Annotated in this window: 31 protein-coding genes; 13 read left to right on the forward strand and 18 right to left on the reverse strand. The window is 70.7% G+C overall.

What is annotated here, in order from left to right; translation table 11 throughout:
• Nucleotides 1–243: 243 nt before the first annotated feature.
• The 10 genes from ACWDXC_RS43455 to ACWDXC_RS43500 form a co-directional block, all read right to left on the reverse strand.
• Nucleotides 244–1,947: a hypothetical protein gene (locus ACWDXC_RS43455; protein ID WP_449992714.1), complete on the reverse strand. Its 1,704-nt coding sequence runs from the start codon at nucleotides 1,945–1,947 to the stop codon at nucleotides 244–246.
• Between the two features lie 915 nt (nucleotides 1,948–2,862).
• The gene (locus ACWDXC_RS43460) at nucleotides 2,863–4,431 is read right to left on the reverse strand and encodes a hypothetical protein (protein WP_449992717.1); all 1,569 of its coding nucleotides are present in this window, start codon (nucleotides 4,429–4,431) and stop codon (nucleotides 2,863–2,865) included.
• 118 nt (nucleotides 4,432–4,549) lie between these two features.
• Nucleotides 4,550–5,308, reverse strand: coding sequence for a hypothetical protein (locus ACWDXC_RS43465; RefSeq protein ID WP_449992720.1), 759 nt, complete (start codon nucleotides 5,306–5,308; stop codon nucleotides 4,550–4,552).
• Nucleotides 5,309–5,462: 154 nt separating this feature from the next.
• Nucleotides 5,463–5,870, reverse strand: a complete 408-nt coding sequence (locus ACWDXC_RS43470) for a hypothetical protein (RefSeq protein WP_449992722.1) — start codon at nucleotides 5,868–5,870, stop codon at nucleotides 5,463–5,465.
• Between the two features lie 55 nt (nucleotides 5,871–5,925).
• Entirely contained in the window at nucleotides 5,926–6,804 is an 879-nt protein-coding gene (locus tag ACWDXC_RS43475; protein ID WP_449992725.1) for a hypothetical protein, read from the reverse strand.
• On the reverse strand, nucleotides 6,797–7,405 hold the full coding sequence (locus tag ACWDXC_RS43480) for a hypothetical protein (protein ID WP_449992728.1): 609 nt from the start codon (nucleotides 7,403–7,405) through the stop codon (nucleotides 6,797–6,799). Before ACWDXC_RS43480 ends, ACWDXC_RS43475 begins: the two co-directional genes overlap by 8 nt.
• An 88-nt stretch (nucleotides 7,406–7,493) precedes the next feature.
• Nucleotides 7,494–8,348 (reverse strand): SPFH domain-containing protein, encoded by an 855-nt coding sequence (locus tag ACWDXC_RS43485; protein ID WP_449992731.1) that lies wholly within the window; start codon nucleotides 8,346–8,348, stop codon nucleotides 7,494–7,496.
• Nucleotides 8,345–8,599: a hypothetical protein gene (locus ACWDXC_RS43490; protein ID WP_449992734.1), complete on the reverse strand. Its 255-nt coding sequence runs from the start codon at nucleotides 8,597–8,599 to the stop codon at nucleotides 8,345–8,347. Before ACWDXC_RS43490 ends, ACWDXC_RS43485 begins: the two co-directional genes overlap by 4 nt.
• A 5-nt stretch (nucleotides 8,600–8,604) precedes the next feature.
• Nucleotides 8,605–9,222 carry a hypothetical protein gene (locus ACWDXC_RS43495; RefSeq protein WP_449992736.1) on the reverse strand — a complete coding sequence of 206 codons (618 nt, stop codon included), beginning with the start codon at nucleotides 9,220–9,222 and terminating at the stop codon, nucleotides 8,605–8,607.
• Entirely contained in the window at nucleotides 9,219–9,626 is a 408-nt protein-coding gene (locus ACWDXC_RS43500) for a hypothetical protein (protein WP_449992739.1), read from the reverse strand. Before ACWDXC_RS43500 ends, ACWDXC_RS43495 begins: the two co-directional genes overlap by 4 nt.
• A gap of 287 nt (nucleotides 9,627–9,913) precedes the next feature.
• Here ACWDXC_RS43500 and ACWDXC_RS43505 point away from each other — a divergent pair, with 287 nt between their 5' ends.
• Nucleotides 9,914–10,234, forward strand: coding sequence for a hypothetical protein (locus ACWDXC_RS43505; RefSeq protein ID WP_449992742.1), 321 nt, complete (start codon nucleotides 9,914–9,916; stop codon nucleotides 10,232–10,234).
• 95 nt (nucleotides 10,235–10,329) lie between these two features.
• The gene (locus ACWDXC_RS43510; RefSeq protein WP_449992744.1) at nucleotides 10,330–10,872 is read left to right on the forward strand and encodes a hypothetical protein; all 543 of its coding nucleotides are present in this window, start codon (nucleotides 10,330–10,332) and stop codon (nucleotides 10,870–10,872) included.
• Here the strand turns inward: ACWDXC_RS43510 and ACWDXC_RS43515 are convergent.
• Nucleotides 10,860–12,731, reverse strand: coding sequence for a hypothetical protein (locus ACWDXC_RS43515; protein WP_449992745.1), 1,872 nt, complete (start codon nucleotides 12,729–12,731; stop codon nucleotides 10,860–10,862). The two genes, ACWDXC_RS43510 and ACWDXC_RS43515, sit on opposite strands and share 13 nt — an antisense overlap.
• Before the next feature lie 344 nt (nucleotides 12,732–13,075).
• Entirely contained in the window at nucleotides 13,076–13,324 is a 249-nt protein-coding gene (locus ACWDXC_RS43520) for a hypothetical protein (RefSeq protein WP_449992747.1), read from the reverse strand.
• Between the two features lie 161 nt (nucleotides 13,325–13,485).
• Here ACWDXC_RS43520 and ACWDXC_RS43525 point away from each other — a divergent pair, with 161 nt between their 5' ends.
• The gene (locus ACWDXC_RS43525; protein ID WP_449992749.1) at nucleotides 13,486–14,193 is read left to right on the forward strand and encodes a hypothetical protein; all 708 of its coding nucleotides are present in this window, start codon (nucleotides 13,486–13,488) and stop codon (nucleotides 14,191–14,193) included.
• Here ACWDXC_RS43525 and ACWDXC_RS43530 read toward each other — a convergent pair whose 3' ends face one another.
• Nucleotides 14,194–14,619 (reverse strand): GntR family transcriptional regulator, encoded by a 426-nt coding sequence (locus ACWDXC_RS43530; protein WP_449992751.1) that lies wholly within the window; start codon nucleotides 14,617–14,619, stop codon nucleotides 14,194–14,196. It lies immediately after the preceding gene.
• 246 nt (nucleotides 14,620–14,865) lie between these two features.
• On the opposite strand from ACWDXC_RS43530, the gene ACWDXC_RS43535 reads away from it, so the two are divergent.
• On the forward strand, nucleotides 14,866–15,870 hold the full coding sequence (locus ACWDXC_RS43535; protein ID WP_449992753.1) for an NAD-dependent epimerase/dehydratase family protein: 1,005 nt from the start codon (nucleotides 14,866–14,868) through the stop codon (nucleotides 15,868–15,870).
• Here ACWDXC_RS43535 and ACWDXC_RS43540 read toward each other — a convergent pair.
• Complete coding sequence (locus ACWDXC_RS43540) at nucleotides 15,867–17,273, reverse strand: hypothetical protein (RefSeq protein ID WP_449992755.1); 1,407 nt, start codon at nucleotides 17,271–17,273, stop codon at nucleotides 15,867–15,869. The two genes, ACWDXC_RS43535 and ACWDXC_RS43540, sit on opposite strands and share 4 nt — an antisense overlap.
• Nucleotides 17,274–17,537: 264 nt before the next feature.
• Here ACWDXC_RS43540 and ACWDXC_RS43545 point away from each other — a divergent pair, with 264 nt between their 5' ends.
• The 9 genes from ACWDXC_RS43545 (at nucleotide 17,538) to ACWDXC_RS43585 (ending at nucleotide 24,054) form a co-directional block, all read left to right on the forward strand.
• Entirely contained in the window at nucleotides 17,538–18,359 is an 822-nt protein-coding gene (locus tag ACWDXC_RS43545) for an SAM-dependent methyltransferase (protein WP_449992757.1), read from the forward strand.
• A gap of 173 nt (nucleotides 18,360–18,532) precedes the next feature.
• Nucleotides 18,533–18,823: a hypothetical protein gene (locus ACWDXC_RS43550; RefSeq protein ID WP_449992759.1), complete on the forward strand. Its 291-nt coding sequence runs from the start codon at nucleotides 18,533–18,535 to the stop codon at nucleotides 18,821–18,823.
• A gap of 234 nt (nucleotides 18,824–19,057) precedes the next feature.
• Nucleotides 19,058–19,282 (forward strand): DUF397 domain-containing protein, encoded by a 225-nt coding sequence (locus tag ACWDXC_RS43555; RefSeq protein ID WP_449992761.1) that lies wholly within the window; start codon nucleotides 19,058–19,060, stop codon nucleotides 19,280–19,282.
• Between the two features lie 74 nt (nucleotides 19,283–19,356).
• The gene (locus ACWDXC_RS43560; RefSeq protein WP_449992763.1) at nucleotides 19,357–19,755 is read left to right on the forward strand and encodes a hypothetical protein; all 399 of its coding nucleotides are present in this window, start codon (nucleotides 19,357–19,359) and stop codon (nucleotides 19,753–19,755) included.
• A gap of 62 nt (nucleotides 19,756–19,817) precedes the next feature.
• Nucleotides 19,818–20,831 carry a thymidylate synthase gene (locus ACWDXC_RS43565; protein WP_449992765.1) on the forward strand — a complete coding sequence of 338 codons (1,014 nt, stop codon included), beginning with the start codon at nucleotides 19,818–19,820 and terminating at the stop codon, nucleotides 20,829–20,831.
• Nucleotides 20,828–21,340, forward strand: a complete 513-nt coding sequence (locus ACWDXC_RS43570) for a nucleoside-diphosphate kinase (RefSeq protein WP_449992767.1) — start codon at nucleotides 20,828–20,830, stop codon at nucleotides 21,338–21,340. The genes ACWDXC_RS43565 and ACWDXC_RS43570 overlap by 4 nt, the downstream gene beginning before the upstream one ends.
• A complete protein-coding gene (locus tag ACWDXC_RS43575) occupies nucleotides 21,337–22,599 on the forward strand; it encodes a hypothetical protein (protein ID WP_449992769.1) in 1,263 nt (420 codons plus the stop codon). Before ACWDXC_RS43570 ends, ACWDXC_RS43575 begins: the two co-directional genes overlap by 4 nt.
• Before the next feature lie 16 nt (nucleotides 22,600–22,615).
• Entirely contained in the window at nucleotides 22,616–23,266 is a 651-nt protein-coding gene (locus ACWDXC_RS43580) for a 3'-5' exonuclease (RefSeq protein ID WP_449992771.1), read from the forward strand.
• Nucleotides 23,267–23,370: 104 nt separating this feature from the next.
• On the forward strand, nucleotides 23,371–24,054 hold the full coding sequence (locus tag ACWDXC_RS43585) for an HNH endonuclease family protein (RefSeq protein ID WP_449992773.1): 684 nt from the start codon (nucleotides 23,371–23,373) through the stop codon (nucleotides 24,052–24,054).
• Nucleotides 24,055–24,090: 36 nt separating this feature from the next.
• Here ACWDXC_RS43585 and ACWDXC_RS43590 read toward each other — a convergent pair whose 3' ends face one another.
• The 4 genes from ACWDXC_RS43590 to ACWDXC_RS43605 are packed head-to-tail and all read right to left on the reverse strand — an operon-like array spanning nucleotide 24,091 to nucleotide 26,550.
• The gene (locus tag ACWDXC_RS43590; RefSeq protein ID WP_449992775.1) at nucleotides 24,091–25,089 is read right to left on the reverse strand and encodes a hypothetical protein; all 999 of its coding nucleotides are present in this window, start codon (nucleotides 25,087–25,089) and stop codon (nucleotides 24,091–24,093) included.
• Nucleotides 25,089–25,805 (reverse strand): hypothetical protein, encoded by a 717-nt coding sequence (locus ACWDXC_RS43595; RefSeq protein ID WP_449992777.1) that lies wholly within the window; start codon nucleotides 25,803–25,805, stop codon nucleotides 25,089–25,091. Before ACWDXC_RS43595 ends, ACWDXC_RS43590 begins: the two co-directional genes overlap by 1 nt.
• A 17-nt stretch (nucleotides 25,806–25,822) precedes the next feature.
• Nucleotides 25,823–26,197 carry a hypothetical protein gene (locus ACWDXC_RS43600; RefSeq protein WP_449992779.1) on the reverse strand — a complete coding sequence of 125 codons (375 nt, stop codon included), beginning with the start codon at nucleotides 26,195–26,197 and terminating at the stop codon, nucleotides 25,823–25,825.
• Nucleotides 26,194–26,550 (reverse strand): hypothetical protein, encoded by a 357-nt coding sequence (locus ACWDXC_RS43605; protein WP_449992781.1) that lies wholly within the window; start codon nucleotides 26,548–26,550, stop codon nucleotides 26,194–26,196. The genes ACWDXC_RS43600 and ACWDXC_RS43605 overlap by 4 nt, the downstream gene beginning before the upstream one ends.
• Between the last annotated feature and the right edge of the window lie 98 nt (nucleotides 26,551–26,648).

Here is a 26,648-nt window from a genome sequence, read left to right on the forward strand (position 1 = left end):
GACACAGCCGCCCAACCCTTCTTGGTCACCGTGAGTTGTCAACCCTGTGGGCGGGGTGGCTGCTCTGGCTGGTAGGGGGTTTGCGTGCTGTGTGTTCATGAGCAGCGGGGCCGATCATGCTCCACTGTCAGTAACCAGTCAGCAAGGTAACGATCTTCGGAGGGGAGGTAAAGACCATTCGGGCATCCGTGTTTTTCAACCTCGTAAACTCCCGAACGTAACAATTTCGGTCAACCTGTAAACCTAGACGAGCAGTCGCGCTTCATAGGCCTCAACGGCGGGCTCGTACGGGCCCAACAGGAGCGCCTCGCCACGGTCGGGGGAGGACAGGCCGCGCTTGCGCATCGACTCCTTCGACTCCACCACCGAGTAACCCGTGCTGTTGGTGGCGAGCTTCGGCGCCGACAACTGCGCCACCGTCAGCTCGTCGACCCGCAGCCGCACCCGGGTACGGCCGTGGTCGTCGGGCCGCAGCAGCGACCGGCCCGCCAGCCACATCTCGTCGCGCTTGCGCCACGGCCGCATCGACTCCTCGTCCGGCTCGCGGCCGGTGTTCTCCGACACGATCACGACCACGATCTCCGCGCCGTGCCGCCCCTCCTCGCCCCACGCCTTCAGCAGCCCGGCCGGCCCCCAGCCCCAGCCGATGCCGTCGATCTTCACCCGCACCCGCGCAGGGCTGCCCAGCCGGCGGGCGAGCGCCTCGGCGCGCAGGATCTGCCGCAGGATGATCCCGGCCACCGCGACCGGGTCGCCGTTCTCCGGCCCGGACGAGGCGTGCTCCATCGTGACCAGGTCCCCGACGACGCGGGAGATCGCCAGCTCGTCACCGCCGTCGGCGGCCACGTCGACGCCGAGCCGCACCCACGCGCCCTCGTGGACCTTCCACGTGTCGCTCTCCTCGGGCAGGCCGAGGTCGCACAGCCGGATCCCGGTCTCCGGCTCCTCCTGCTCGACGGCGAGCTCGACCCAGTCCGCGGGGATGGTGGCGTTGGCGACGCCCTTGGGGAACTTCGCCTCGACCTTCGCCCGCACGTAGTTGCTCTTGGGCCCATGCACGCGCACGGTGCGGTCGATCCACGCCTTGTCGACCATGTGCACGGCGGGGGAGTGCTTGGCTCCCGGGCACGACTGGCAGATGCCGAACTGCTCGCCGGTCAGGTTCGGCGTCGAGTACGCGCTGATCGGGATGGTCTTGACGTCCGGGTCCTTGCACAACTGCTCGAACCAGGTGCCGACCTCGTCGGTGGGCGGGTTCCCGATCGCGATCATGCGGGAGTCCTCGCCGACCATCAGGCCGGACAGGTTGCGGCCGATGGTGTGGGCGATGCCGCCCGCTTCTTCTACAACGAGTAGAAGATGCTGCCCATGAATCCCTTGAACCGCCGCCTCGTTGTATGGGGCGGCGGCGATCCCGTACGCGACCCGGGTCATCAGCCCGGCCTCGTCCGGCAGCTTGTACTGCGCGGTGTCGATCTCACCCGGCAGGCCGGCCCGGGAGTGCGCGGCGCGGACCTCACGCCAGAGCTGGTGGGTCACCTGCCGCCACAACGGCGCCAGCGTCACGGTCACGCCGGTCCCGACCGGATGCACCAGGCTGTGCCAGAGAACGAGCTGCCCGCACGAGAACGTCTTGGACGAGCCGAAGCAGGACGGCACGGCGACGAGCTTGTGGTCGACCAGCGCCTGCATGAACTGGCGCGGCACCTTCCACGCCACCGACCCGAGCACCTGCTCGCAGAACCCGACCGGGTCGTCCACCCACAACGCGTAGGAGGTGCCGGCGACTTCGTACGCCGCGGTGTAGACGTGCCGCGCCTCGTCACCGGACAGCTCCCACAGGAGCTGGCGGCGGGCCGGGGCGGGCAGGTCCATCAGGTCGGTGAACATGCGGCGGGCGATCTTCGACCGCCGGTCGCCGGCCTCGGTCTGGGCAGGGGTCAGCACCGGCGCCCCCGCACGCCGACCGCTGGAACCTCCCCCGAGATCACGGCCGTATGGTTCGGCGCTGGGGGGTTAACGTCCAGTCAGCCGAAGGAGCGTGCATCTGGTGCTTCCTGGCCGTCCTTGACAGGACTACAGCGCATCCAGGAAGTGACGAATGTCACATTGCAACAACTCGCAACAACTGCCCACCGCTGTGACCTGCACCCCAAGATCTGACTGAGGATCCGTCAACCCGCAACTCGCTCAGAGTCCGCTATGCGATAGACCCTCGAACCGGTAGTTTGCGCTCTGCTACCGAGCGGTGGTTCGCCACGACCTTCCGCAGCCGATTCCCGGGGGGGACCGGCCGCACGGGTCCTCTCGGGTCGGTCCCCCGACCGATACCTCGAGAAGAGGGCCCAGAGGGAAGTGGAATGACCACCACCCGTAAGCCCCAGAACCACAAGCGGATCTCCGCCTGGGCCGCCGCAGTACGGCAGCGCATGCAGACGTCTATGCGGGCCAGCCAGAAGTACCTCCGGCTGGTCCGGTCGACGTATCCGCTCTGGGGGCCGATCGCCTCGCGGACGGCCCTGTGGCTCTGGAAGCGGTACAACGAAAACGAGCCCAAGTAGGTGGCCGCCTACCTGAGCTCGCATCGTTAGCAGCAACAGAGGCTCTGCTCTTGGTTTCGTGGCCGGGGCAGAGCCTTTGCTATGTTTTCGCGCCGCACCGAGCCAGGTCATGGACCCAGTCTCAGTTAGCACGCCGGAAGCTATCCCCTACCTGCTGCTTGGCGCAACAAGCAGGACGCCCCCGTCACGGGAAAGGGTCGCATCCTTTCACCGGTAACCCGGGGTTACCAGGCACAGAGCGCAAAAGGTGAGTTACATCACACCTAACGGGTTCAGCGTATCCCCGCGTATCTCCGCAAGATCACGCCTCGATCTGCTGACGCCACGCCCGATACCCCGCCACCTCGAACAACCTGTGCCCACGCTCGTTCACCGTGTGAGGCGGCAGCACGCGGCCGCGCTCGAGCGCCGCCTTGACCTGACGCTTGACCTTCTCCCGAGGCAGGCCCAGCTCGTCGGCCAGCCCGGCGATCGGCAAGAAGCGGGGGCCTGCGGCCACGCCGGCGGCCCAGGCCGGCCACCACACCAGGAACCACGCCACCTCGTACTGGCCGTCCTCGGCGGCGGCCGGCATCACCACGCCGAGCTGCTCCGCCTTCGCCAAGCTGCGGGTGAGCTCCCGCGTAGGCACGCCCGCCAGGTGGGCCAGCTCCTCCTTCGAGGCCAGGGCGCCGTCGCGGGTGCGCTCGCGTGTCTCCCGCCACCAGGCCGGGAACGCCTCCCGGTCGTAGCGGCGCCAGCGCGGCCCTTCCTCGAACGGCGGCAGCTTGATGCCGCGCTGCTCGGCCTCGCGCACCCAGCCGGTCACCACGTGCTCGGGCTCGCCGATCTCCTCGGCGAGCTTGCCCAGCGGCGCGAACCGCCCATCCGACTCTCCGCCGGCGGCACCGCTGCGCGCCTGGAGGAACTGGCGGACGGCGTCGACGTTGTACTGGCGGCCGCGCGTCCCCTGCCGGTGCTCGGGCAGGGTGCGCGCCTTCTTCGCTGCGGTGAACAGGCCGAGCAGGGTCAGCACCGGCATGCGCACCTCGTAGGCGAGCGCGGTCGCTCCCGCCCACCCGTACGCGATCTCGGCGCGGTCGCGCTCCCGGTTGGCCCACCAGGCCGCGAACGGCTCCGGGGCGAAGCGCCGCTCGCCGTCGAGTTCGTCATGCTCGGGCAGGTCGCCGATCTCGTCGGCCACCTGCAGGAGCGCATGCACCCGGTCGCGGTCCAGCCCCATGTCGAGGGCGTGCTGGTCCGCCGGTCGCCAGCCGAGCCGGTTCTTGTCCCACCATGTGCGAAAGTCGACCGGGTCGAACAGCAGCGGCTCCTCCTGGGCGGGCTTCGGCCAGGCGACCCCGGCGTCGCGGGCCCGTTCCATGGTGCCGATCAGCCGGGCCTCGGTGATGCCCAGCATGTGTGCGAGATCAGCGGTGCCGCGCGGGGTCTTCTTCAGGTCGGCGTTGATCTGCTGCAGGGTGAGCCCGGTCAGCTTGGCGATCTCAGCGTTGGGCAGCGGCTGGTCACCCGCCTGGCCGAGCGACAGCCGGGCCAGGCCCTCACGCCGCTCCTCCAGCGCCGCCTCACGCTCGGCCTTGATCTCCTTCAGCTTCTTCACCTGGACCGCGATGATCCGCTCGCACTCCTCCTGGCTCTCGTCCAGCAGGTCCTCGTCAAGCAAGCCGGCGGGCAGGATCTCCTGATCGCCCATGGTCCGGCTCACGTCCATACGCTTCCACAGCTCGACCGGGTCAACGTGGTAGCGGCGGACCAGCGTGACGCCGGCAAGGTTACGCGGGTGCGCCTCCGTCCGAAGATCGGACAGCAGACGGACGGCACGGGCGTGCGCATCGCGGACCTGGGCCGCGGTCGCTTCTACGGTTGCCATGGTGGGGACGGCCTTCCTTAGGTGGGCGAACCTCCCAACGACGGGAGCAAGGGCCCCAAACGGAACCCTTCACCCACGATATTACAGGCCATTTACACGCCTGCCTATCGCCCCACGGCTACTTTCCCGGCTTCGGCGCCTTCTTCACCGCACCGGAGGTGAACCACTGGACGATCGTCACCGCGGCGTGGAGCGCGGTCTGCGCCGACTCCAGCGTGACTGGGCTGGTGTTCGGGCCCGCGTGCCGGTCGCTCTGCCCGTGCCACACTAGCTTCAGCATGGCGAGCAGCGCATCCACCGGCGCGGCCTGACCGTTCTGGTCGACGGCGAGAGTCCACCGGGCGGCGGTCTGCTCGATGTGCGTGATCGCCTTGCCGAGCGTGCCCACCCGATCGTTCGGGATGGCCACGGGGACGACGACCGCCTCGACGGCCTTGACCGCCTCGCTGTACGCCTTCGTCGCGTCCGGGCCGAACCCGTATGCCGCGTCCCACGCCCGCCGCAGGTGTCCGGCCGCATCAGGTGGAGCAGCCTGGATCGTCGCTGCGGTAACTCCCGCGACGGTCGCGTCTACACGTCGGGTAAGGCCGGTGAAGTCATCGTTGACACACCAAGCGGAGCCCCCCTCTTCGAGGGTCCAGCCCAATACGGACGTCATCTCGCGCCACCATGATGCCTGTACCTCGTCGTCTTCGAGCAGCGAGGGCACCAAGAACAAGGTCGCGTCGATCGCCTCCAGCAGATCTTCCCCTTGGAAGAGGAGATTGCCCCCAGAGCTCCATGGGATCTCGCGACGAAGGCGTAGTTGCAGCAGGTCGTCCAGGTTGGTGAGTTCAACGGAAAGCTCGCCGTACCACTGGTAGAGCAGCGCGGCCAAATATGGGGGTGCACCCTCCACAAGGGCTGGTTCGTCGACGATCCCGGCCTGCCGCTCGCGCAGCGGCCGCCAGGGGGGCTTGGCGGTAGATGTCACCCGCCAAGCCTAGGACGGCAGGCCCCTCCGCCGCCTGGAATATCGGCCCGGTACGGGGCTACGGCTGCGGGGCGTTCAGGGTGTGGCTCAGGTCGGTGATGTGCAGCACCAGGCGGCCCTTCGGGTAGACCGGGCCGAGCCGCATGTCCGGGCCGTCCAAGTGCTTGCTGTTGTCGTCAGGCAGAAACCCGGCGTCGACCATCCCGTCGATTATCGCTTTGAACGACGGATACCAGTTCGCGGGATCGCGTGGCTGCCGGTTGGGCGGCTCCAGGTAGCCGATCACCGCCGCCCGCTTCATGCCCGGGATGCCGGAGGCGCGGAACAGCCTGGCGGCCTGCTTGCGCAGGTTCTTCGTGAGGCGGTGCCTCCTGCGCCAGTGCCCCCGGTCGTTGGCGTTGGCCAGCGGGATCCCCGCCGGCATCTCCAGCACGTACACCACAGGCTCGTCCGGCGTCTCGGCCACGTGTCTTCCTCCAGTCGATCGGGTGCCCGCCCCGAGGGGCCCGGGGCGGGGCGGGTCAGAGAGCCGCGCCGAGCTGCTCGAGCACGAGCGTCATGGCGGCCGGGGGGACGTCCCAGAAGCGCTGCCGGCCGGTGCAGGGGACCGGCTCGTCCAGGACGCGCACGTTGACGAGCTGCCAGTGGTACATGCCGCCCTCCCCACCGGCCGCCCACGGCGAGCACGTGTAGGCGCCGCCCGGGTACAGCTCGCCGCCGGGGCGGGCGCACGTGGAGGAGTGGTGCACGTCGACGAGGTTCGCCACCGCGGTGATCGCGCCGGTCACGAACTCCGGCGCCTTCGCCTCGATGCCGGCGCCCGCCGCCTTCCGGTCGCGGGCGGTGCGGATGTACTCGCTCCACTCCGCCTGCATGTGCGGGCTGTCGGCGGCGCTGCCGTCCCACTGCTGGCCGGCGTGGATGGCGACCAGGCCGCGGTGGCGGGTGTTCCAGTGCCGGTTCTCGATCGTCTTCCCGGTCGGGGAGGTGGCGGCGCGGCCGATCGCCCACGTCCACGGCTGGTAGATGGTGACGGCCTTCATCCGCTGGCCGCGTGCGGCCCACCAGTGGTCGTGGAGGTCCTGGCGGCACAGCGCGCACCAGCGGCCCTGCGAGCCGACGCTGCCGCACTCTTGGCAGTCCTGCGGCTCCTGCCGGGCGGGGGCGGCGAGGCCGATGGCGGCGTTGACGCACGCTTGGCACAGGCCGGGCTGCGGCTGGTCGAGGTCGAGTCCGCTCAACGGCTCGGCCGGGACGACGGCCATGCGCTCGCAGTGGGCCAGGCCGAGCACGCCGGGGAGCGGAGAGGCGCCGAGGAACGATGGGAACACGTGGCGGCCGCTGAGGGTGGCGGTGGCGTACGGGCTGTACGGGTTCGGCCGCAGCATCTGGTCAGGCACCGGCGCTCGCCCCCTGCGGCGTCTCGGCGAGGGTGCGGCGGCGGGCGATGCTGCGCCGCCACTGGATCGCAACGGCGGCGACCTGGAGCAGCTCGGCGGCCAGCCGGTCCGGGGCGTCCTCGGCGAGCGCCTCGTACACCTCCTCCGTGAGAATGTGCCGCCAGGTGAGCGTCCCGGCCTGGGCGGCGTCGTGGCACTCCTTGCGGAACCTCCAGGCCAGGTTGGGGCCGACGATGCTGCCGGCCGAGTCGCGGTAGGCGCCGCCGGTGCCGTCCGGGTGGTTCTGCTCGCCGAACGTGGCGTCCTGCGCGGCCAGCTCACCACGCAGCAGGCCCTCCTCGACGCGCAGCCACTCCGGGCTGTCGGCCAGCGCGGTGCGCTCCTCGATGAGCTGCCGGGCGTACATGACGCCGTCCAGCAGCTCCTCGTACAGGTCGCGGAGCGCGTCGCGGCCGTTGTGCGGCTGCAGCGCGGTGCCGTACCGGTCGATGCCGACCTGGCGGCGCTGGGCGATGTCGGCCAGGACGAGGCTCTGGATGTCGGGGTGGTCGTTGCGCACGGGGAGGGGCTGGTCTCCGGGCCGCTGCTTGAGCTCAGGCACGGCGGTCTCCTTGATCACAGGGGGAAGGGGTGGTGGCGCGTGGGAGGGGTGCCCGAGCCCCGGACGGAGGGCTCGGGCGCCGGATGGCCTACTTGGGAGGGGCGACGGCGACCTGGCCGCCCTGCGGCACGTAGACGATGCTCACCTTCCCCGACGCGGCGATCTCGGCGAGCTTGTCCATGTTCAGCTTGGACACCGCGCCTTCCTTGCCCAGCACCTCCACGAGCGCCTTGGTGGACTCCAGCTCCGTCTTGAGCTTCTCGTTGATCTGCTTCTGGGCGTTGTTCTGCGCCATGGCGGCCTGCTCGGCGACCATCGCGTCCTTCAGCTTCTGCGGCGGCTCGGGCTGGCGCAGGATGAACGCCATTCCGGCGAAGTAGTCGCCCTTCGCGATCTGGGCGATGTACTGGCTGGTCAGCGTCGCCATCTCCTTCTCCCACGCGGCCTTCTTCGTGGAGTCGAAGTAGAGGTCGCGCCAGTTGTACTTGAGGGTGGCCTCGTCCATGGCGCGCTCGACCGGGCCGCCGACGTAGAACTTGAGCATCTCCACCCAGCCGCCGGCCTCGTACGCCTGGTACTTGCGGCCGATCTCCTCGTGGAACTTGCGCAGCTTGGCGCAGTCTGCGGCGGAGAAGGTGAAGGTCAGCCCGCCGTAGATGGTCATGGTGGCGCCGTCCTTGGAGGCGGACGTGATCGGCTTGCTCTCGTCGGTGTCGCCGCCGCTGAACCGGAAGGTGCGCTGCCCGTTCGGGTACCGGTAGCCCTCGTCGGCGGGCCCGGACACGTCGCGGGTGGACGGCTTGAGGCACTCCTGGAACGTGGTGCTGGACATCGGCCCGGCGTCGTAGACGATGCCGGCCTCGTCGGGCTCGACGTTCGTGATGGAGCAGGCAGTGGCGAGCAGGCCGGCGACGGCCAGGACGGCGATCTTGCGGGGGGTCATCGGGTGGTTCCTTCCGGAAGGGAGTTGGTGCTGGTGAAGTGGCGGATGTCGTCGGTGACGATGACCGCGAAATGGTCGCCGAGCTGCTGGTGCTCCAGCGCGCGCTGGTGCAGGTGCTCGACGAACGCTCGCTGGCGGATCAGGTCGCGCTGATCGCGTAGGCGCTGGAGTATCCAGCGGGCCGTCAGGTAGGCGGCCGGGATGGACGCGCAGATGAGCGCGACGGCCAGGATGAGGATCAGGGCGCGCACAGCGGCTACCGCTGCTCGTCGTAGCGGGCGCGGCTGATCGCGGCAGCCGCGCTGGTGATGGCCTGCTCGACCGTCTCGCGGTAGGCGGTGGATATGACCTCGTTCGGGTCGCCGCCGGGGTAGGGCAGCTCGGTGGCGCTGCCGTTCAGGAGACGGGAGCCGCCCGTCGGCCCGCCGAGCGCGTACACGCGGATGCAGTGCGCACTGGCGCGGAGCTGGACGGTCCAGGACTGGCCGTTGCTGGGGTAGTGCTCGGCCCACCCCTGGTTCCCGCCGAGGAACCGGCCGTCGCGGCCGCTCACCTCGACCGGGACGCCCTTCACGTCGTGGGCGATGTCCATGGCGACGGCCTCGCCGAGCAGGCGCAGGAACCGCTCCTTCGGGCTGGGCTGGTCGGGGTCGGCGGTGAGGTCGACGTGCCCGGCGGCCAGGTCGTAGTCGGCCGTGGCGGCGAAGTCGTCCACGGGAGTCCTTTCCAGAGCAGGGGGAGGGGTGGGGATGGTGTGGGTGCGGCCGTAGGCGACGCCGGCCTTCCAGGCGCAGGCGGGGTGCTTGCGTTCGCAGTCGGGCCAGTGCGGGCCGCCCGGGTACGGGTCGGTGGCGAGCCACGCGGGCGCGGTCATGCGGCGTTCTTCCGCGCGGCGGTGAGCCGCCGGTGGACGAGGCGCAGGTCCTTCTCGTACTGGCGTTGCGCCACCCGGCAGTCCTCGCACGGCTTCTCGCCGTTGCTGAGGTGCCTGTTGTAGGCGGCGTGGGTGCCGCACGGCTGGACGTCCTTGCGCTCCATCGCCTGGTTGAGCATCTCCAGGTTGAGCGCGGCCTGAGCCTCGCTGATGGGAGCAGGCGGGGGCGGTGTCGGCCGGAAGTGGACGATCTCGCGGAGGAGTTTGGCGTCCAGAAGCTGGCGGGACTCTTCGGCGATGCAGGCCGAGCATGCCGGTTCGCCGTGGGCCTGATGGGCGCGCAGCCCGTCGAAGGTGCCGCATACGTCCCGGTAGGTCGTCGGCGTGACAGGGTCCGTGGTCACGGGAGTGGTTCTCCTCTTCCTGGATGACAGCACCGGACAGGGCCGCAATACCCGTCAGGTAATTCACATAATACAGGAGATTTATGAATGTGCCAGGTGTCGCACCCGCGCACGCTGCATCCGAGACGGCTGTTCATCGGCGCGGAGCAAAGCACATCGCCGCGCTTACGTCTTCCGGCAGCGAATCAGCAGGCCAACCCGGTTGACGCCCCCAACCAGCGGCGGCCACAATCGACTACAAAGCCCCATACGACAGGCGATTTACCGCCAAGCCCGGGGGAGTGCCCATGCCGATCAGCCGATGCGCCCGCGCGGTCGAGTGGCTGGAGGGCGACACGTGGGAGTGCCGGAACTGCGGCGGCCCGCTCGCCACCGACCGCAACGGCCAGCTCTCCGAGCCCGTCCGACACCGCGGCGAGCTCCGCCGCGCCCTCACGCCGGCGAAGGCGGACGCGGCCGCGTTCGGCCGCGCCGTCGACGTCGGCGAGCACGCCGCGAACGCGCTGCCTGAGATCTCCTCCCGCGAAGAGATCGCCCGCGCCGTGGTGGAGGAGCTGTACCGGGCCGGGCTGCTACGCCGTACCCCGGCCAAGATCACCGCAGCCTAACGGTTCACGTAAACACGCAGGGTGATTGATTTCGCTCGGGCAGCGCCGCCAGATTGGGAGTGACCACTCCTCCCATCGAAAGAGGTTCTTCCGCAGTGGAACCCAGCTTGATCATCAGCGGCGTCAGCGCGGCGCTCGCTCTACCCGCCCTCGTCATCAGCCTGAACACGGCGCGCTCGAACCGGCGTATGGCCGACGCCGCCGAGGAACGTCTCCGCGAGGAGCGGCAGGCCACCCACGAGCGGCTCGGCCCCGGCGTCCTGGGCCCGCTCACCTTCACCCTTGAGGACGGCAGCCTGTTCGCCGAGGTGACCGTCCCGCGCGCCTACCGGGTCCAGGCCGAAGGATGGATCGGCAACAGCTACACCCCTCTCGCCGGGCTGCCGCTCGTGCTGCACCCGGGCATGCCGTACCGGCTGCACGTCGAGCACTGGCCGGCCGACCGCGGGAAGCCGCGCACGGAGGAGATCCGGTTCAAGCTGTGGCCGCCGCTGCCCGTCGACGGCGACGAGCTGGTGTGGACGTGCCCCTGCGACCGGATCACGGGGGAGAGCCAGGACAGGCCGGGCCACTGGGAGGTACGCGTCCCCGTCACCTACCAGCCGCCCCGCGTCCCGCTGGTCGCCTACGGCGCCTGAGGCTGCGCCTCGATCCACGCCGGCGTGCCGAGGACCGCCAGCTCCTCCTCAGGGATGGACAGGTCCTCGGCGTCGAACGACGGATCCCACGCCTCGAGGATGTCCAGGAATGTCCGCCACAGCTTCCGCTCCTCCTTGTAGCGGGCCCGGATCTGGTCCACCTTCTTGTAGACACCGAGCCGCTCGGCCACCTTCTTCGGGTCGGCCGGGCCGCGCACCCACCCGCCGTCGACGCGTTCGGCCAGCCCCTGCTCGGCCAGCGCGTTCAGGCCCGTGGTCGCGGCCGTCCTCGACACCCCGGCCAGGCCCGGCACGTCGAACGAGCGGACGGGCGTGTCGGTGAGCATCCGGTAGATGAGCGCGGCCGGGCCGCCCAGCTCCCGGAAGACGGGGTGGATGCCGCCGAGACGGCCGGGCTGCCAGCGGCGCCACGCGGCCGCCTCGGCGTACCCGGCCGGGATCACCAGCTCGTAGTAGTCCGGCCAGTCGCCGTGGTGCTCGCCCACCAGCCGCACGAACGGGTCCGGCTCGTCCCGCAGCTCCTTCAGCACCTTGGCCACCGTCGAATGATCCAGACCCGCCAGGAGTCCAAGCTCGCGCACCCCGAACCCGATCACCATGCTGTGGCACAGCTGCGCGGCCTTCAGCATCGCCTCCAGGACCCGCCGCTTGGTGATCCCTCCCGCCCCCGGCCACCGGTAACGTTCAGCAGCACGCAGCGCAGAGTTCCAGCGGCGGGTCTGCTGCAACGCCGCCACCCTGTCCCGGGAACAGGTCGGAGCTTTGAACGCGATCGTCAGCCCCTCAACCACCACCCCTTCAACCCCCGCTTGTGTTCTCCCCCTTGTGTGGATGTCACGGTCAGATTCCCGCCCCGCGATCCAGGGCACCGCCCGCTCCCAGTCGCCCCGCAGCACCCGCAGCCGGGCCGAGGCCGCGTACTTGGCGTAGAAGCCCGCCAGGCCCGGCCACGCACCGGACCGGAGCCGGGCGGCGACGTCGGCCAGCCGCCACCCGCACGACACCGCGCCGGCGAGCACCGCCAGCCGCGCCTCGCTGCTGGACCGGTAGCGGCCCGGCCCCGTCCCCTGCTCGAACCGGCCCGTACGGGCGATCTCCTCCATGACCGGGGAGAGCGCGGGCAGCCTGCCGCCCGGCCGCCGCCACACCGGCACGCCGTCCTCGTCGTCGACAACCGCCCAGCTCGCCGCCGTGGTGCGCGGCGCCGGAACCCCGCCGGCCGCCTGGACGCCGCTGGCGGGCGGGGCGGAGCGCTCCAGCGCCTCCAGCTCGGGGGTGAGCGCGTCCATCAGCGCTGACCACACCTCGGGCCCGTTCGGGTGGTCGAGCACCCAGTCGACGTAGGCCGGGTCGTCGGTCAGTTCCCGGAACGCGCCGCCGCTCACCCACGCACCGGGCGGCACGATGAGCCCCTCCTGGATGCCGAGCATCGGCGTCGGGTCGAGCGACACGTACCGGCGCGCCAGCGCCTGCGCCAGCAGCTTCATCGGCCCGAAATACTGGCGTTCGGCCCACACCACGTACAGGTGCCGGCCCCCGGTGGCGGGGGAGCGGTCGGTGAAGCACTCGCCGCCGCACGCCGCGACCAGCGCCGCCAGGTCCGCGACCTCACGCTCCACCACGGCGACCGGGTCGACGGCGCCGGCCCGCGCCGCGCGGCCGGGGTCGAAGTCGCACGCGAGCAGGTGGGTCATGCCCTCGCGGTAGACGTACAGCGCCGCGACCATCGGCGGGACACGCCGGGTCAGCGGCAGCTCGCGGCGGCCGCCGAACCCGGCCTTCTTCCCGCGCCGGGCGACGCGCACCTTGCCGCGGGCGCCCAGGCGAGGGGCACACAACGCCCAGGTCGCGGCCGCCGTCAGAACGGCGTGTCCCGGTTCACCCCCTCGCGGGGCGGGTATGACGTTGTACGCATTGGCTGTGCCGGTTTCGCCCGAATGCGACACGCCGAACTCGGGCACGACTGGCAGAGCCAGGGGCCCATCGATTACTCTGGCTCCTAGCTACTGGCCCGGCATCGGTGGCACGCGAAAGCGCCCCGCCGGAGCCGGGAGTTACCGAGGGTCCTTGCGCGATTCAACTTGGCGGTGGAACGCGCGCAGGGGCCCTCGTTGGCTTTCTAGACGCCGTCCCCGGCGTCCACATCTCCTTCGTTCAGGACATAAGCAGGATCCGCGTACTGCTACGCGGCGGTGGTCTGGATGAGCGGCAGCGCCTCCTGAGCGCACGGCTGCGGCGGCGTCACAGGCCGCCCGTGGTAGGCCCTGAACACGAAGTCCACGTACTCGCTGAAGCTGTCGAAGCCCAGTTGTTTGAACTGCTCGTCTTCCGCCCACTGCTTGTACAGCTCGGTGTCGGTGAAGCGGATGCTGTGGCGGGACCCGCCCTTCGGCTTGCGTCCGCCGCCACGGCTGTGTCTGCTGTCACTCATGGTCGCAGACACTATCTGATTCAGATTCAATCGTCAGCGTTGCGCGCGGCGTGTCGCGAATCGTTGCCCAGCGTTGATCGTCCGAGGTCCGCCCCGGGTCTCATCGGAAGGCGGAATGACACCCCGGTTAATGTCGGAGCCTGACGATAGCCTGGCGGATCATGGATGACACCCACCGCCATGAGCCTGACGACGATCCTCCCGACGAGGAGAACACCGAACCGTCAGCCGAGGCTCCTTCAGGCCCGCACCCGCTGCTTGCCGGGCTGCTTGCCGGCCTCTCTGGCAGCTCATACCTCGCCTCGATCGACCCGACGCCCATACTCCGTCCGGCGCTCCTGCAACTGGCCGACGCGATCCGCATTGCGAACGCGGGCAACCCGATGATGGTGAGCGCCTACACCTCGCAGGTCCAGGCTGCCTTCGCCAAGGTCTTCGCCAGCCATGCCGAACTGCTGGCCGCGCCGTCCAGGACCCTGAACTCTCAGGTCATGACGAGTCTGGCCCCCGCTCTGGAGATCTTCAGCAAGAGCCTCGTCGAACTCCAGGTCTTGCCTCAGGAGGTTGGGCGGGACGTCTTCGTCGTCTCGAAGCACCGCCGTGAGCCTGCTGGGCAGGCCGCTATCGAGGTGCCAGCTCAGCAACAGCCGCGCCGACTCAGCAGAGCGGCACAGCGGGCTGTCCTTCAGCTCGCCGGGGCCGTCACCGTCTGGATGGTGCTGACCCAGGCTGCCCTGGAGAGCTACACGGAGGCTGACGTCCTCATCACCGCTTCGGGCCTCAACCCGGTGATCGTCGCGTCGTTCGTTGGGTGGCTGATCGGGCAGGCGTACGACAGGCTGTACCCGCCGAGGGACGGCGAGAGCTGATCAGCCGCCGTCCGGCTCCTCGAACACGAGCTGGTAGCGGTCCCCGCGGATGAGCTTGCGGTGCCGGCCCTTGCCGGGCGGCCGGATCTCCGCGATGGGCACGCCTTCGGGGACGTCGCCGAGCTGGGCCCGCTCGTCGGGGGAGGGCATGCGCAGCACCACGTTGGAGCCGGGTTCGACGTTGTAGGGCTCGCGTGGCCCGCCGGCCACGGTGGAGCCTGACCCTTTCACGGTCACGATGAGCCCCTCACCGCGCAGCACCCGCAGCGCCTGCCGTACGGCGATCTGGCCGACGCCGTAAATCTGCTGCAGCCGGGATTCGGAGGGGAGCGCGTTGCCGGGCTTCAGCCTGCCGGCGGCGATGTCGGCGCGGATGATGTCGGCCAGTTGCTTGTGCACCGGCCGGTCGGCGCCGAAGTCGATCATGAGAACCTATGATCCTAGGCACCTAACCCCCTTTCACTTGTGACCCTAGGGTCCTAGGCTCTAGCCTGGGCGAATTCAGCCGCCAGGCGTATTCACACCCAGAGGCTTCGGTTTCTGGACGTCCGGGCGACTACATGAGGGCCGGGAACGCTGACTCTGGTGGGGTGGCGTTCCCGGCCTTCGCGCGTCAACGGAACCCCCGATCCCACCTACCGATCCGCTCCAAGGTCGGTCAGGATCTGGGGCATGCGACTGCTCATCCTCGGCGGCGGCCACTTCCTCGGCCGCACCATCGCCGAACAGGCCGTGGCGCGCGGCCACCAGGTGACCGTCTTCAACCGCGGCAAGTCCAGCGTGCAGCTCCCCGACGTCACCACCGTGCGCGGCGACCGCAGCGTCCCGGCCGACCTGGCCGATCTGGTGGCGCACGGCGGCTGGGACGCGGTCGTGGACACCAGCGGCATGACCACCGACCTCGTCGAGGCGTCGACCGGCGCGCTCGCCAGCGTGGTCGACCACTACGTGTTCATCTCGACCGTCAACGTCTACCAGGGGTGGCCGCGCTACCCGCTCACCGACAGCTCGCCGGTGCGCGCGTACGCCCCGTACGGGCCGCCCGGGGAGAGCGGCGCCGACGAGTACGGCAGGCTCAAGGCGGGATGCGAGCAGGCCGTCACGACCGTGTACGGGGATCGGGCCACGCTGCTGCGGCCCGGCGTCATCCTGGGCCCATACGAGAACGTCGGCCGGCTGCCGTGGTGGCTGAACCGCCTCCGGGCAGGCGGGCCGGTGCTGGCGCCGGGCCGCCCCGACTGGCCGATCCAGCCCGTCGACGTGCGCGACGTCGCCGCGTTCGCCCTGGCCGCCGCCGAGCAGCGGCTGCCCGGCTCCTACAACGTGACCGCGCCGATCGGCCACTCGACGTTCGGCGAGATGCTCGCCGCCTGCCAGAGCGCGGCCGGCACCGACGTCGAGCTGGTGTGGGTGGACGACGCGTTCCTGCGCGAGCACCGCGTGCCCGAATGGGTGGGGCTGCCGCTGTGGCGCGACTACCCGGGCACCTGGCACGTGGACGCCGGCCGGGCCCGCGCCGCCGGGCTGGAGTGCCGGCCGCTCCCGCAGACGGTGGCCGACACGTGGTCGTGGATGTCGTCCACCGTCCTCTCGGTGACGGAGCGGTCGGCCGAGCTCGGCATCGACCGGGACCGCGAACGGCAGATCCTCGCCGCCTGGGCCGCCAGATCGCATTAGACGCTCGGCGGCAGCGCCCGCACGGTGGAGGACGCCGCGAACTCGGTCACCGCCGCTGACAGCTCTGCCGTCGTCCGGGACGACGGCAGAGCGCCGAGCTGGGCGCGTACCCCGCGCAGCCGGTACAGGACCGGGTGGGTGCGCAGATCCCGGGACAGCTCCAGGACCGGCCACAGCGTCTCCTGCGCGGCGGACAGGTCGCCCAGCATCAGGTAGGCGGTGGCCATGTCCAGGCCGATGGTGGCCTCCACCGACAGCGACCGCAGGCTCGGCGGCGCCGCCTGGGACACGGCGAGCGCCCGCCGGGTGTGCTGGAGGATCTCGGAGGTGAGCTGCTCCACCAGCCGCGGCTCCAGCTCGTCCCGGCGCACGCTGATGAGCTGGAGGTAGGCCGAGGAGTGACAGCGCTGCTCGCGCGCCTCGTCCCAGTGGAAGACGCCGCCGATGATGTCGTGCAGGTCGTCGCTCTGGTGGGCGCTCGCCCGCGATTCGATCGCGGCCCGCACCGCCGCCAGGGTGCCCTGGATGTTGCCGACGTGCGACCAGGTGCGCGCCTGGATGCTGTGCATGCGGGCGGCGGCCACCCCGGTCGGGTGGTGTTCTTGCGCGCGGGCGATCGCCACCACGGCGTCCTGCGGCAGGTCGGCCCAGTAGGAGCTGGACGCCTGCATGCCGCGCGCCCACACCGCCAGCGGCACGTGCCCGATCGCGTCGGCGTGCGCCCACGCGCTGCGGGCGTGCTCGCCCGCCATGCGGTGCTCGCCGAGGTCGATGCAGATTTCGGCGATCAGCGCGGTGGCCACCCCGGCGAGGAAGCGGAGCTGGTGGAGCTGGTCGGGGCGGCTGGTCTCCTTGATCCGGTCCAGGATCTGGCTGCGCACCTTGACGACCTTGGGCATCAGCGCGGCGGGCGGCTGGGTGAGGTAGGAGCGCGACAGCTCGATCACGGTGGCTTCGAGGTGTTCCATGGTGGGCCGGCCGATTGCGGCTTCGGCGTCGACGGCGGCTTCGCGGGATTCATCGGCGGCGGACATCATCAATTCGTACAGACTCTCGCGTGAGGAGCTATCGGCGGTGCCGGCCCGGGGCCGGTTCCATGCCGGGGTGGTCGGCAGCGCGGTGAGGTCGATCACCGTCTCCGTGGAGGCGGCCGGGTTGTCGTAGTCGCCTTTGGTGAACAGCTGCTCGACCGTGTGGCCGAACATCACCTCCAGCACCTCGCGCGCCCCAGGTTGGGGCGCCCTCTTCAGGTCCCCGGCCATCCAGCGTTCGAGCGTCCGCGGAGAGACCGTCCGGTCTCCCAGTTGAAGCTCGCGCGCGGTCCTGCTGTAGACGGCGTTGAACTTCGCCAGCGTGGTGAGGTGACGGCGGCGGCACAGATGCTTCAACAACGTTCCGCTCATGCCGCTGCGCTCCTTCACACGCACTGCATCGGGGCTCCGAGCGTAAGACGGCGATGCCCGCGCTGGAAGGGGTTTGCGCGCGTGCCGGTCCAAATGGCGGACAGACGGCGGCCCCACGACGGGAAGGTGACGGGCCCGCGCCGAGAACGGCGCTTGCGCGGCGTTCACATGCCATCAACTCCGCGTCACGATCGGAATCTGCCCGCCGCCCGGGGAGACGGCGGGCCCAGCACTGACCCTCGACCCCAACTCTGAGGCCCCGCGATGATGACGACTGCGACCCCTCCCGAAGGCGAGGGCGAAGCCCGTTCGACGCCGGCGCGCATCTACAGCGCGCTCAGCCCCGCCGGTAGGGATCACTTCGCCGACGACCTAGATACGGCGGCCGCCCTGGACGAGGCGCTCCCCGGGATGCGGCTGATCGCCCAGTCGAACCGGCAGTGCCTGCGCCGCATGGTCTCCTACGCCGTGGAACTCGCCGACCCGGCGGAGCCGCCGCAGGTCCTCGACATCGGCGCCGGCCTGCCGGATCAGCCGCCCAACGTGCACGAGGTCGCGCAGCGGGAGCGGCCGGACACCCGCGTGGTGTACGTCGACAACGACGAGCAGGTGTGCGTGTACGGCCGGGCCCTGCTGCGCGGGGAGGGCGTGGCGATGGTGCAGGCCGACCTGCGCGAGCCCGCCCGCCTCCTGACCGAGGTCGAGAAGACGAAGCTGCTCGACTTCAGCCGCCCGGTGATCGTCGTCATGGGGGCGGTGCTGCACTTCCTGGACGACGGCCAGGCCGAGGAGGCGCTGGCCGTCGTGCACGACCGGCTCGCCCCCTGTCTGCTGCTGGCCACCCACGCCACCAGCGACGTGCCCTACCCGGCCGACGAGGTCCAGGCCGCCCGCGTCCGCTACGAGCAGCGGACCGGGCAGCGGCTGTATCTGCGGACTCGGAAGCGCATCGCGGAGCTGCTGGACCCGTGGGGGCCGCTGCATCCTCCCGGCCTGACCACCACGGAGACGTGGCATCCCTACTACGCCACCGCGCTGGCGCAGCCCGCCCCGTACTTCCTCGCCGGCGTCGCCGGGACGAGGTGATGAGCGTGGTGTGGCGGCAGCCCACCCCAGCGTCCCCCCGCGACGCCGGCACCGCCGCGCCACTTCGCCGGCTCGGTGACTACATCCGCCGGCACCGCCGGGTCCGGGCCGCCCTTCCCTCGCGGCAGTCCGGACCCGGCCCCGACCGCTTGAGCACTTCCGCTGGAGATGTGATGCACAAGGATCTGGACGAGCCAGTCAGGGAGCAGCTGTGGCCGACCCACGGCGTCGACGACCGCACTGGCCGCGCGATCGCCGCCGAGGTGCAGGAGCGCACCCGCGGCCGGTGGCTGGCGCTGTGGGGCCCCTACAGCCAGAAGTTGACCGTGTTCTGGCGCGGCCCCGCCCCGAGGGGCGGCTACTGCTTCCAGAGCGGTCTCGACAACGTCTGGGACAGCATCGCTGCGGCGGAGCTGGAGATGGCCCTGCAATACCCGTTCGGGCCGCCCCTGATGTGGAGGTGAGCGTGGTGGACGCCGGAGTCGCCCAGTGGTTCCTGGCCCGGAGCTTGCGCAAGCGCCCGCAACCCGTCCGCCGCGCCGAGCCAGAACAGAAGCCGGGCAAGCCTGACCCGGGCGGGCCCGACCCGGCCGAGCAGCGTCGGCCGGAGCCTGCCCCTTGAAGCCTCCTGGCCGCCGCCCGGCGGCCAGGAAGACAGCCCCGAAACCCGCGGGGCTGAAGGAGGAAGGAGCACGAGCATGACCATGAACGATCTCTACAGCCGCCGGGTGGCCGCGCAGGGATGGCGCCGTCTGTGCGGCGGGAACCAGCAGGAGGAGGACGGCGAGTCCTGCGTCCAGATCGCCCCGCTGGAGGGGGTCGAGGACGCTTTCGCCCTGAGTGACTCGAAGAACCCGGCCGCCGGGACACTCCGGTTCACCGGCGCCGAGCTGCGCGCGGCCGGCATCGACACCACCATCTAGACACCGATGATCGCGGCCCCTGCCTGATCCAAGCAAGCAGGGGCCGCACCAGCAGCCTACGGGAGCAGCAGATCATGCACTGGCACGGCTACCACTGGATCGGCAACGGCGCCGAACGCGGCAACGAGGCCGAACGCCGCCCCTCCTCGCCCGACTTCCGCACCTCGGCGCTGCCGCCCATGCGGACCGGTGACTGGCTGGCCAAGCCGCCCTCCCGGATCGGCCAGACATGCGACAGCGTCGAGACGGCGATCGAGTGGCTGGCCGGCCAGTACAGGGCCGTCCAGGGCACGTTCCTGCATGGGGAGGGCGTGCCGCTCCCCGCCCGCCTGGAGACCGCCGCCGGGCTGCTGCCGGCCGGGGTGGACGTGCAGTGGGGCGAGTGGCTGACCGGCGGCCGGTTCGTCACGATCGGCATGATCTGCTGCCCCAACCGGCATGTCCCGCATCCGTGTCCCATCGGCAGGAAATGACTTCCGCATGCCCGCGCACCCCTGGACCGGGTGCGCTATCCCCCGACCCGAGGAGCTCCCGGATGACACCGGAGAACGCGCTCACCTTCCACGAGATGTACCCGCGCGTGTTACGGGAAGTGACCACGATCCCCGAGCACGAGATATGCACGCGGGGCAACACCTCCCTGGAGGTGCTGGATGTGTCCTTCCGCATCGCCGACCCTGTCCAGCGGGTGCCGTACCTGAACAGCCGGCCGATCAACCTGGCCTACAACTGGGCGGAGGTGCTGTGGTACCTGTTCGGCCGCGACGACCTCGACATGATCGGCTACTACGCGCCCCAGATGCGGCAGAACAGCGGGGACGGCCGCACCCTGACGGGCACCGCCTACGGGCAGCCGCTGTTCATCACCGGCCCGGACGGGCGCACCCAGTGGCAGCGGGTGCTCGACCTGCTCGGCAAAGATCCTGACAGCAAACGCGCCGTCTTATCGATCTTCCGGCCCGAGGAGCTCATCCGCGACAACAACCCGGACGTGTCCTGCACCATCGCCGCCCAGTTCCTGCTGCGCGGCGGCGCCCTGCACATGACGGCCTACATGCGCGGCAACGACGCCTTCATGGGCATGCCCAGCGACGTCTTCTCCTTCACCGTCTTGCAGGAGCTGGCCGCCCACCAGCTCGGCGTCCGGGTCGGCCACTACAGCCACCACGTCGGGTCGATGCACGTCAACCTGCCCAACCGGGCCAAGGTGCGCAAGATCCTCGCCGAGGTCGACGCCGCCGGCTACCGGCCGCCCGCCTTCCGCTTCCCGGCCATGCCCGTCGACGACTGCTGGACCTCGCTGCGGCTGCTCATGCAGGAAGAGGCCGGGCTGCGGGCGAACCTCCACCAGCACACCGGCGCCAGCGTCCGCGAGACGGGGCTGGACCCGTACTGGCAGCAGGTCCTGCTCGTGTTCGAGGTGTACCGGCAGATCACCCACACCGACCAGCCCGTCACCCGGGACGTGCTCGGCGCGCTGGACCCCGGCTACCAGTGGCTCATCCGCCACCGCTGGCCCAAGCGGATGCCCGAAGGGGCCGGAGCGTGACCGCCCGGGTGGACTGGACGCGGTGGACGGTCGTGCTGTGCAAGCCGGACGCCACCCAGCGCGGCCTGGTCCAGCAGATCCTCGAATGGGTGGCCGGCACCGTCACCATCGCCACCAGCCGGCAGGTGGTCGTCACCCGCGAGCAGATCCTCGCCCACTACGCCGACATGCTGGAGTTGCAGCACCGCTTCCCCTTCGACGTCGAGGCGGAGCTGGTCGGCCACTACGTCGGCGCGACCGTCACCGTGGCGCTCGCCTACGGGACAAGCGACGACACCGCCCAGCAGGTGCGTGACCTGCTCGGCCACTACGACCCGTCCCGCGCGGCCCGGACGACGATCCGCGGCTACTACGGGCGCGACAGCGAGGAGGCCGCGCGCTCCGAGGGCCGGTTCGTGCGCAACCTGGTCCACTCCAGCGACCATCCTGCCGACGCCGAAGCCGACTTCCGGATCTGGTTCGGCGAACCCTACCTGCACGTCCTGAGTCAGGAGGCGACAGCACGATGACCAGCCAGCCCGTACCGATCAGCCTCAGTTCAGGGCCGCGCAAGCTGCGGCTGATGCCCGCCGTCGAGCAGGACGGCCTCGACCCGTACATGGCGCAGATCATCACCAACCGTAAGTCCGGCCTGTCGCTGAACCACGTGATCGGCTGCCCGCTCGACTGCGGCTACTGCGTGCGGCACTTCTGGGGCAACTTCGAGCAGAAGATCCCGCAACTGCTCATCCCCACCCACGAGGCCGTCACGCTGCTCGTCTCCCACCCGGAGTTCCGGCCGGACACCACCCCGATCCAAATCTTCAACAAGGCCACCGACCCGTTCTTGCCCGGGGTGAAGCCGCACACCTTCGAGGTGCTGGAGGAGCTGGACCGGCTCGCGATGAGAAACCTGGTGCTGATCATCACGCGGTTCCACGTCACCGAGGACGACATGCGCCGGCTGGAGGCGTTGTCGTACGTGCGGCCGACGCTGCTGTTCACCTACTCCGGCATCGCCGACGCCCGGGTCGAGCCGATCGCCAAGACGACCACGACCGTGGACTCCATCGCCATCGCCGCCGGTCACCGGAAGCGGACGAAGGTGATCCTGTACTGGCGGCCGATCGTCCCGCACTGGAACGACGACCCTGCCACGATGGCGCACGTGCTGGAGGTCGCCGACGCCGCCGGCGTGGACGCGATCGTGTTCACCGGCTACTACCACAAGGAGGAGAACGCCTCCTATCTGCGCGGGCTCGGTGTGCCGGTGCCGTACGCGGAGAACTGGCAGCGCCGCAAGATGCTGCCCGAGGACCTGGACCGGCGGGTCGTCCAGGCGTGGCGGGACTCCGGCATCAGCATCCCGCTGTTCCGCAAGACGTCGTGCGGTGTCACCGCCTCGTGGGAGATCGCCGACTACAACGGGCACCTCGGCGTGCCGGAGCTGTGCGACATCTGCCCGGCCGAGCAGGTCGCCCGGTGCAAGGCCGCGCTGCGCCCGCCCAGCGAGTCGGAGTTCATCGCGGCGCTGGAGTCGTTCGGGTTCGACCCCACGACGCCGTTCCTGGTCGAGGACGGGCACGTGCTCACCGCCACGCTGGGCGAACAGCGCCGCTACGCGCTCCAGCACTGGTTCGGCTACCAGATGTGGGAGGTCGAGCATCCGCATGCGCGTGGCGCCCACGGGCGGGCGCTGGCAGGCTACAAGCTGGACCCTGCCGAGCAGGCGCAGCTCGACGGCGCACGCGCCCGGCTGGCCGAGGCCGCCCGCCACGAAGACGACTAACCCCGGGGGATTCGCGTTGATCGACCAGCCGTGGACGGCCGTGCCGCTCGTCGCCGTCGACCTGGAAGGGACCGGCGGGCAGGACCGTGACAACGAGCAGATCCTGGAGATCGCGGCCGTCCCGCTGGAGGGCGGCCGCCCCGGCATGGGGGAGGCGTGGGACACCGTGCTCAACCCGGGCCGGTGGATCAGCCCGCGCCCGTGGATCTCGCCCGGCCTGGCCGGGGACGCGCTGGCCGCCGCCCCCGCCCTGGACGACGTGCGCGGGCAGATCACGGCCCGGCTGGACGGGCGGGTCCTGGTCGGCCACAACATCGGCGTGGACTGGCGGCTGCTGCACCGGCGGCTGCCCGAGCTCGCGCCGGCCGGGCTGCTCGACACCGCCCGCATGGTGCGGCACCTGCGGCCTGGCATCCGCCGCTGGAACCTGGCCGCCGTGCTGGACCAGTACGGGCTGGAGGAGCGCGTGCGGGCGCTCGTGCCCGGAGGGAGGCCGCACCGGGCGCTGTGGGACGCCGTGGCGGCCGCTGTGCTGCTGCCCGCGCTCGTGGCCTGCCTGCCGGGCGGGGACGCCACCACCGCCGCGGTGCTGCGCAACATCGCGGGTGTCCCGCTCGGCGGCGAGCGGCCCGAGGCCGGGGTCGAGCAGCTCTCGTTCGACATGTAGCCCGGGGGCGTACGCGGCTATCACCGTGCGGCTACAGATCCGCCCCACCTCCACTAACTACGTTCCGTAGCTGACCGCGACAGAATGTAGCTAGTGGAGGCTTCATGCCGTTCCCCCCGCCCCGCACCCTCGCCAGCCTTGCCGCCGCAGCCCTCACCATCACCCTGCTGCCCGCCACCGCGACATCCGCGTCGGCGTCGGCGCCGGCCGCGCAGGCGCGCACCGTCATGCTGTGGGACGCCGTCGCCGCACTCGACACCGCGACCGAGTCCCGCGACGGCTACACCCGCACCGCCTTCAGGCACTGGATCGACGCCGACCGCGACGGCTGCCACACCCGCAACGAGGTGCTGATCGAGGAGGCCGTCACGCCACCCGAGGTCGGCTCTCGATGCGCCCTGGCGGGCGGTCGGTGGTATTCCTACTATGATGACATCACAGTCGAACAAGCGTCCGAATTGGATGTTGATCACATGGTGCCCCTCGCCGAGGCGTGGGACTCCGGCGCGTCCGCCTGGACCGCCGACCGGCGGCAGGCCTACGCCAACGACCTCGACGAGCCGCGCGCCCTGGTCGCGGTCACCGCCCGCACCAACCGCAGCAAAGCCGACCAGGACCCCGCCACCTGGCTGCCGCCACACGAGCCCGCCCACTGCCGGTACGTCGCCGACTGGCTGACGGTCAAGCTCCGCTGGCAACTGGCCGCGGACCCGGCCGAAAAGGACATGCTCGACCGGCTCGCCACGTCCTGCCCGAACGAGCCGCTGAACGTGCCCGACGCCCCGTAGCAGGGCCCGGGGCCGGGGGCAGGACTCCCGCCCCCCTCAGGCGGGAGCCACCTCCAGGTAGGAGCCCGCCTGGACCGTCACCGACCCGGTCGTGGTGCGCAGCAGCACGTCGTCCACGTTGATCGTGCTGCCCGCCTGATGGCCGGCCGTCTCCTCCATGCCGATCTGCGCGTGCAGCTCGACCGTCCCGGCGGGCGCCACCCCGGCCGCCTCGACGTACGTCCACGCGCCGGCCTGGAGCGGCCGCTCGTCAGCGAGCCGGCTGATCTGGACGCCGTCCCCGTCATACCAGGTGATCGCCACCCCGGACAGCGGGTGCCCTTCGGCCGCGTACAGCCAGCCGCCGAGCCGCCACCCCGTCCCCGGCGCCGTGTTGAACCAGTCGAAGAACACCCCCCGCCCGGCACCGTCCGCGGTGAGCTTGCCGGACCAGCCGCCTCCGTGCGCCACGGCGTCGTCGTCGACGTAGGCGGCGCCGTCGATCTGCCAGTCCAGGCCGCCCTCGAAGTCGGCGCTCTGGGACGTGTACGCGAGTCCGGCGTCCAGGCTGACGGTGATGGGGTCGCGGGTGAGCACGTGGGTGGTGGCCACGAGGCTTGCCTGGCCGGCCCTCCACCACTCGAAGATCGGCAGGCCCCATCTCATGGGGTAGCCGTAGCCGTTGGCGGAGTTGTCCAGGAGGAACGTGGTGGAGCCGAACCCGAGCGAGGCCGCGCCGGCGGTTCGTTCCAGGCTCAGGTCCGACCAGGCGCCGTCCCGGGTGCTGGCCTCCACGCGGAAGGTGAGCCGGTGCAGGCCCGGCTCCACGTCGATGGACAGCGGGACCGGCACCCATGTGCCGAGCGCATCGTGGGTCCAGTCCGCGCCAAGTACGGCGCGGCGGCGGCCGGGCAGCAGGGTGACGGCCCCGGCCGCGTCGAGCTGCCGCAGCACACCGTCCGCGCCCGGGTAGAGGGCGCTCTCACCCGCCCGGGGTGGGGCGGGGGTGGCGGGGTGGTGGGCGAGGTGCAGCGGGGTGAGGTGGCGGGCGGCCATCAGGCGGCCGCCCTGGCGAAGATGACGACCCGGTAGGCGTCCTGGGCGAGGGTGACGCCGGCGGTGATGACGATCGTGTCGTCGGTGGGGGCGGTGATCTTGACGTCGACCTGCTCGCTGGTGGCGACCTCCCACACCTGCGCGACGAGCGCCCGGGTGCCGAGCTGGTGGGTGACGGTCCACGTCTGCCCGGCCGCCGGCGGGCCGACCTGCTCGAAGTCCTGGGAGGTGGCGCCGCCGGAGGTGAGGGGAAACGCGGCGAAGGTGATCTCGGTGGTGCCGACGACGATGGGCGCGTTCGTGGTCACCCACCACGCGCTGTCGGCGTTGGTGGTGCCTTCCTCGACGGTGACCCACAGGCCGGGCGTCACCTCGGCGTTGGTGTCGGCGTCGGAGGCGCGGACCAGCGGCTGCCCCGCCCCCGCGAAGGTGTAGAGGCCGTTCTCGGCGGCGGCGGTCTGGTTCTTCAGCAGGACCCGGTCGCCGGCGGCGAGGGTGACACCGTCCATCGTGGCCGGCGCGGTGGCCACCGTGACGTTGCCCGTCGACGCCAGCCGTACGCTGCCCTTGAAGTCCAAGTTCGAGACGGCGCCGCCCACCAGGGTCTTGACCTGCCCCCACGACGGCACGCCGCTGTCGGTCTCCGCGTCGCCGACGTTGAGAAGCTGGCCCTGGCCGAAGTCGTAGTCGCCGGCCAACATCTTCTTGATAGCCACAGCAGGCCCCCGTGTTTCTAGGAGAGGTGTGCTCGGCCGGCGGTCGCCGCGCCGAGCGTGATGATCACGGTCTGGTCGTCCGGGCAGTGCACGCCCGCGTCAATCTCATGGCCGTCGACGTCCTCGACGGCCACGGCGGCAGGACGGCGGCCGAGCTCGTGCCCGATGGTCCACACCAGCGCGGGGGTGGGCTGGTCGTGGACGTGGTAGCTGCCACCGCCGGGCCCGGCCGGGCCGCGTTCCCCGGGCGGCCCCTGGATGCCGGGGACGGCGATCTCGACGTCGACCGCCGTGACGACGTGCTCTACGGTCAGGTCGACGCCGCCCTGCTCGGCGATCTCCACCACCACGTGCGTGACCTGCTCGGTGATCTCGACGTTCGGGCCGGTCACCGGGTCACCTCCGGCGACACCCGGACAGCGCCGCGCAGCAGCCTGAGCGGCCTGCCGCCGGCGTCGACGAGCTCCAGATCCCACACGCCGACCCGCCACTCCCAGGCGGCCGACACCGCGCCAGGGATGAGCATGGTGGCGATGCCGGCGGCCGCGTCGGTGATGGTCAGGTGACCGGCAGCGGCCAGGTCGTGCAGCAGCGGCGCGGCCGCGCTGTGGTTGGTGCGGATCTGCGCCCGCACCTGGGCGCCGGTCAGGTCGATCGGCTCCTTGTCGACGCCCTGGGTGAGGATGAAACGGCATTCGTAGTCTGTGCCCTGCTCGATCAGCAGGTCATATGCGGCAGCGGCCATGCCGGGCATGGTGGCGTAAACCGCCGCTTACGTCCCCTGGTCACGCACCGTAGGCGTAGGCCCCGGGAATCCCGGCACCCTCGATCACCAACCGTGAC

This window comes from Nonomuraea sp. NPDC003214 (assembly GCF_053590035.1).

What these genes read in the sequence shown, in the direction of transcription:
- ACWDXC_RS43540 (WP_449992755.1), bottom strand. Translation starts at nt 17,273, where the DNA reads ATGAGCGGAACGTTGTTGAAGCATCTGTGCCGCCGCCGTCACCTCACC.
- ACWDXC_RS43535 (WP_449992753.1), top strand. Translation starts at nt 14,866, where the DNA reads ATGCGACTGCTCATCCTCGGCGGCGGCCACTTCCTCGGCCGCACCATC.
- ACWDXC_RS43555 (WP_449992761.1), top strand. Translation starts at nt 19,058, where the DNA reads ATGACCATGAACGATCTCTACAGCCGCCGGGTGGCCGCGCAGGGATGG.
- ACWDXC_RS43575 (WP_449992769.1), top strand. Translation starts at nt 21,337, where the DNA reads ATGACCAGCCAGCCCGTACCGATCAGCCTCAGTTCAGGGCCGCGCAAG.
- ACWDXC_RS43485 (WP_449992731.1), bottom strand. Translation starts at nt 8,348, where the DNA reads ATGACCCCCCGCAAGATCGCCGTCCTGGCCGTCGCCGGCCTGCTCGCC.
- ACWDXC_RS43520 (WP_449992747.1), bottom strand. Translation starts at nt 13,324, where the DNA reads ATGAGTGACAGCAGACACAGCCGTGGCGGCGGACGCAAGCCGAAGGGC.
- ACWDXC_RS43590 (WP_449992775.1), bottom strand. Translation starts at nt 25,089, where the DNA reads ATGGCCGCCCGCCACCTCACCCCGCTGCACCTCGCCCACCACCCCGCC.
- ACWDXC_RS43525 (WP_449992749.1), top strand. Translation starts at nt 13,486, where the DNA reads ATGGATGACACCCACCGCCATGAGCCTGACGACGATCCTCCCGACGAG.
- ACWDXC_RS43560 (WP_449992763.1), top strand. Translation starts at nt 19,357, where the DNA reads ATGCACTGGCACGGCTACCACTGGATCGGCAACGGCGCCGAACGCGGC.
- ACWDXC_RS43505 (WP_449992742.1), top strand. Translation starts at nt 9,914, where the DNA reads ATGCCGATCAGCCGATGCGCCCGCGCGGTCGAGTGGCTGGAGGGCGAC.
- ACWDXC_RS43530 (WP_449992751.1), bottom strand. Translation starts at nt 14,619, where the DNA reads ATGATCGACTTCGGCGCCGACCGGCCGGTGCACAAGCAACTGGCCGAC.
- ACWDXC_RS43585 (WP_449992773.1), top strand. Translation starts at nt 23,371, where the DNA reads ATGCCGTTCCCCCCGCCCCGCACCCTCGCCAGCCTTGCCGCCGCAGCC.
- ACWDXC_RS43460 (WP_449992717.1), bottom strand. Translation starts at nt 4,431, where the DNA reads ATGGCAACCGTAGAAGCGACCGCGGCCCAGGTCCGCGATGCGCACGCC.
- ACWDXC_RS43550 (WP_449992759.1), top strand. Translation starts at nt 18,533, where the DNA reads ATGCACAAGGATCTGGACGAGCCAGTCAGGGAGCAGCTGTGGCCGACC.
- ACWDXC_RS43605 (WP_449992781.1), bottom strand. Translation starts at nt 26,550, where the DNA reads ATGGCCGCTGCCGCATATGACCTGCTGATCGAGCAGGGCACAGACTAC.
- ACWDXC_RS43495 (WP_449992736.1), bottom strand. Translation starts at nt 9,222, where the DNA reads ATGACCGCGCCCGCGTGGCTCGCCACCGACCCGTACCCGGGCGGCCCG.
- ACWDXC_RS43565 (WP_449992765.1), top strand. Translation starts at nt 19,818, where the DNA reads ATGACACCGGAGAACGCGCTCACCTTCCACGAGATGTACCCGCGCGTG.
- ACWDXC_RS43545 (WP_449992757.1), top strand. Translation starts at nt 17,538, where the DNA reads ATGATGACGACTGCGACCCCTCCCGAAGGCGAGGGCGAAGCCCGTTCG.